Annotated in this window: 4 protein-coding genes; all 4 read right to left on the bottom strand. The window is 57.4% G+C overall.

Going from position 1 to position 3,852, the window contains the following annotated elements:
- Positions 1–194: 194 nt before the first annotated feature.
- Entirely contained in the window at positions 195–446 is a 252-nt protein-coding gene (locus tag AC1DX0_RS32525) for a GlsB/YeaQ/YmgE family stress response membrane protein (protein ID WP_023784928.1), read from the bottom strand.
- Between the two features lie 87 nt (positions 447–533).
- Positions 534–971, bottom strand: a complete 438-nt coding sequence (locus AC1DX0_RS32520; RefSeq protein ID WP_477223639.1) for a DUF4112 domain-containing protein — start codon at positions 969–971, stop codon at positions 534–536.
- 1 nt (position 972) lies between these two features.
- Positions 973–1,467: a YidB family protein gene (locus AC1DX0_RS32515; RefSeq protein ID WP_477358487.1), complete on the bottom strand. Its 495-nt coding sequence runs from the start codon at positions 1,465–1,467 to the stop codon at positions 973–975.
- 1,013 nt (positions 1,468–2,480) lie between these two features.
- The gene (locus tag AC1DX0_RS32510; RefSeq protein WP_477223637.1) at positions 2,481–3,353 is read right to left on the bottom strand and encodes a PRC-barrel domain-containing protein; all 873 of its coding nucleotides are present in this window, start codon (positions 3,351–3,353) and stop codon (positions 2,481–2,483) included.
- Positions 3,354–3,852: the final 499 nt, after the last annotated feature.

Here is a 3,852-nt window from a genome sequence, read left to right as displayed (position 1 = left end):
CCTTGAGCCCCTGCTAATAGAATGCGGAGCGTCAAGACTGGTTCCAGCAAGCGAGCATATGGCAAGGGTCACCTGTGTTGAGTGAGAGATCGACCTGAACCCCAACGTATAGCTTCGCAAGACCGAAGAGGCGCCTGATCGCGGGGATCATGCGCCTCAATCTGAGTTATAATGTGCACAAATAGATTGTCGGTTCAGCGCCTAATCATTCGCGCGACTGCAATCAAAATACAGGCACCGATGAAGCCTGCGACTAAATACCCAAGCCAGCCGGCCATCGATACGCCTAACAGGCTGAGGAGGAAGTTGGCGACGATCGCGCCCACGATCCCCARAATGATGTTCATGAGCACGCCCATATTGCTTTTCATGAACATCTCKGCGAGCCAGCCGGCGATACCGCCGATCACGATAGCAGCTATCCAACCGACACCTGGATTTTCCATATTTTCCCCTTTCCTGAACCGAAATTGGTTCGGCGGCAAAACGTGCGATAAACCAATAAAGTTCCTCGGGCGAATGCTGAGCGGCAATCAGGCTCGTCGGCGGCCAACTTCGACTTTACCAAGGTGGCGGCGAAGCAGCGTAATGTTGCGATTGTTGGACTTGAAATACACGTCGAAGATCGAGCCCAGAACAGGGATGCTTCCTACAACCGTATCAAGCAATACGTTCCCCAACATTCTGGCGACCAAGATCTTTCCAGCGCCGCAGCTTCGGGCTCGCAACACGATGTAAGCCGAAACGATACCTGTCGCCACATCTCCGAGGACGGGCACCAAGCCCACGAGGGCATCCAGTCCAAAACGAATTGAGGTTCCCGGAATGCGCCAACGGGAATCAAGCAGCGCCGCCAACAAATCCAATTCGGCCACTACGCTTGCTGCCCTGGTGCCCTGAAAGCCCAGTCCAGTCATCCTGACGGCCGAGCCTGTACGCCCCGGCAGGTCTTTCTGAGATATGGCAGTCATTCTAGACATCGTTTTGCCCGGTTGATTTGGCTTGCGGCMTATGTGGCGGCACGTCGTCGAGCAGGGTGGCCTCACCCGAGAGCTTCGTTGGCTCGGGCGGCAGTGCACCATTTGGCGTCATCTTGTYGACCGCCTCGGGCAAATCCCGGGTGATCCTGGTGATGAGCTCCTCGCGCGARAGGCCGGTCTGCATCGARAGGGACGTCAGCGTGTGTTCGTCTATYGCCGCTTCCACATCATTTCGTTCGATCGGTTGGTTCGGCCCGGTGCCGACCCAAGAATCGACTTTCGATCCTGCCCCCGCACCTCTGAATCGATCTAGGATATCACCAAGCGCCGTACCCGAGACGCCTTTGGAAATCTGATCCATAATTCCGCCCTGCGGGTCGTTTGGATTGTGATCTCCGGCCCCACGGATCAATTCGCCGATTTTGTCGCGGTTTTGGTATGCCAGGACGCCAAGCATCGCGATTGCCAATCTTCCCAGATTTGCCATTCTCGTCTCCGTCACGGTTCAAATGGAGGAGGCACAGCYCCACCTGAGGAAGCACTCAGCTCAACAAAAGTTCCGTGAGCGACGATGCAATGTTGGGTATCCTGCGGCGCTGTCCGGAGGGTCGATTAATCTACCAGACAGAGATGTGAGGGCCGTTCCGAGGTCCCGCTTGGCTAAAGCCCTGAACCCAATGCCTTGGGTCCACGGAACCAAATAGGTCGTGCCGCGTCATTAGGCCGTTTGCGCCCGGAGTGACCTCGATGATCAGGCTCCTTGTTGTCGCCGCAGTGTTCCTCGTCGCTTTTGGCGGCGCCGAAGCGGCTAAGCAGGACCTAGCAGATGCCGTCAACCAGGCGCAATTCGCATCCGGCCCCCAAAGGGCTTCATCCCAGCCGTACTGAAGGTACAAATTCTGTTTGACCGCGCGCGCTTTTCGCCGGGCCTTATCGACGGCCCCTTGCCGAGAGCTTCAGCAAGGCGGTCAGTGCTTCCAGACGGCGGTCGGATTACAGTCCGATGGCCAGCTCACTCAAGAGACGTGGGCGCCGATCTTCTTGCCATGGCGAAGGCCTTAGGCCTCGGGCTTCTTCGTTGTCAGCACCGTACGCCAGTAGGCTTCTCGAACCGCGCTTCCTCATGCCAAAACAGCTGCCGGACGATATGAGGTTCTGCTGATCTTGGCGATGCGCTCTCGGCAGGGCGTGGCGATTCAGATTTGGTGGTTACTGAGCAACGTTGCCAAGACTATCGGCAACCACAGCCCCTCGCTGACCCATGGGGAGTGGCGCGCCTACAGGCCTACACACCGCTCTGAGGACCGGTGGACGAACGTCTTGTGAGTGCCAATACGTACACCCGACAAGGCCCTCAACGTGTTACATTATTCAGGCGATCGGAGGATCGAGAGCGTCTCGTCTTGCGCGCACCTACCCTGATGGGCAGATCCCGCGAACAGACGATCGAAAAACGAAAAGACGTGGCCCGCGCCTAAGGAGCGCGGGCCACGTTGGATTCTACTGGCCAACAATGATCCGCTGCTTGTCGCGATTCTGCGCGTAGGTGCCCTTGTCATAGGCGGTCTGCGCCTCAAGCTGAGCCTTGGTGAAGTTGGTGTAGAGATACCGGTTGCCGTCCTTGTCCGACATGAACTTCAGTTTCTCCAGGCCAATGGCCACCTGTTTTTCCCCCATGCCAAGGAACCCCCCCACGTCGACGATGACGGCATCGACCTTCTTGTCGCCGGTCATAACCACGTCGCCGATCTCACCGACTTTTGCGTCGTCGGCGCCGTAGACGTTGGTGCCGATGAAATCCTTGGTGCTGATTTTATCCATTGGCATCTCGGTCAGCGAAGACTTGTCGATTGCCGCTGTGGCCGTCTTGTCCGTGGTGGTGGCTGGAGCCGCTTCATTGTTAGCCGGGGTCGCTGCGACATCATTGGTGTTCGACGCCGCTGCCGTGTCGTAAACCTTCAGGTCAAAATCCTTTTGCGCCTGAAGGTCTTCCTTGGTGGTCTTGGCGACCAGCCAGCGATCRCCCTTCTTCTCGACCCACTCGGCCTTGTTGAAATCGTAGGCGACGTTCTTTTCACCCAGGCCCAAGAATCCGCCTACGCCGATGATAATGTACTTGGCTTTGCCGTCCTTGGAGAGGACGATGTCTTTGACGTCGCCGATCTTCTCGGCATTGTCGGCGGCGCTATCGTAGACGTTGGCGCCTATGATCTTGGTGACGAGGCTGCCGTCTGCACTAACCGCCGGCGCCGTTGCCGCAGTGGTCGTAGAAGCGGCAGGTCTGGTGGCATCTTCAGCGGCTGCCCCCGATACCCACAGGCCAGACGACAGCAGGGTTGCTATTGCTGTAGTAGCCAAAAGTTTGCCAATCATGGTACGTTTCCTTGTGCGTTAGTGTTGATGCACGCCGCGTTCGGCCGAACCATTGCACGGAGGCTGAACGCGGCACAGTTTGCGACGTCACAACGGCCCGCACGATGCGAAGTTCCCTTTGGAATTCGGACGTTGCGCGAGAGAGCTGGGATGACTACCGATAACCGCAGCGGAGTTGTGGGCATCCGAAACCCCACATCAGATTCGCTTCTGCGACTCGCATTTTTCTGTGCGTAGACGGGGCTGTATCGCGGGAAATTTGTTGGACCTGAACGTTCCCCTGCCGAACAGTTTGCGGAGTCCGCCCTTGGAGCGGAGACGTTCCACGTAGGCGGCAAGGCCATGGTTCGAAAAATCACTTGCCGCATTTTTTCTCCGGCCGATTAAGGCTTGAGATGAGGACCCATGAATAGACACTGCTCATTTTGAGCCTGCTGATTCCGCGCGTGCTCCCGTACCGAACAAGGCGCCGCCGTCGGTGGCTTGGGAGGAGCCGCGG

The organism is Mesorhizobium sp. P3_A9, from assembly GCF_056402975.1.
This window is presented reverse-complemented; position numbering and strand designations above follow the sequence as displayed.

What these genes read in the sequence shown, in the direction of transcription:
- AC1DX0_RS32520 (WP_477223639.1), bottom strand. Translation starts at nt 971, where the DNA reads ATGACTGCCATATCTCAGAAAGACCTGCCGGGGCGTACAGGCTCGGCC.